General features: G+C 62.2%; 1 protein-coding gene. It reads left to right on the top strand.

The window, feature by feature from the left end; all coding sequences use genetic code 11:
- On the top strand, positions 1-331 hold a 331-nt coding region (locus ACRXB1_RS37505), incomplete at both ends, for an autotransporter-associated beta strand repeat-containing protein (protein ID WP_449494952.1).

The raw sequence follows: 331 nt of genomic DNA, 5'->3' as shown, positions 1-331 counted from the left end.
CCACGACGTTTTCCGGCGCGGTCTCCGGTGCAGGTTCGGTCACACAGGCAGGCGCGGGCACCACAACGCTTACGTCGAGCAACACTTATACCGGCGGCACGACCATCGCTGCAGGCACGCTTCAACTCGGCGATGGCGGTACATCGGGAAGCATTGTCGGCGATGTGAACAACAACGGATCGCTCGTCTTCAATCGCTCGGATGCCACGACGTTTTCCGGCGCGGTCTCCGGTGCAGGTTCGGTCACACAGGCAGGCGCGGGCACCACAACGCTTACGTCGAGCAACACTTATACCGGCGGCACGACCATCGCTGCAGGCACGCTTCAACT

Source organism: Caballeronia sp. M23-90 (assembly GCF_053574605.1).
This window is presented reverse-complemented; position numbering and strand designations above follow the sequence as displayed.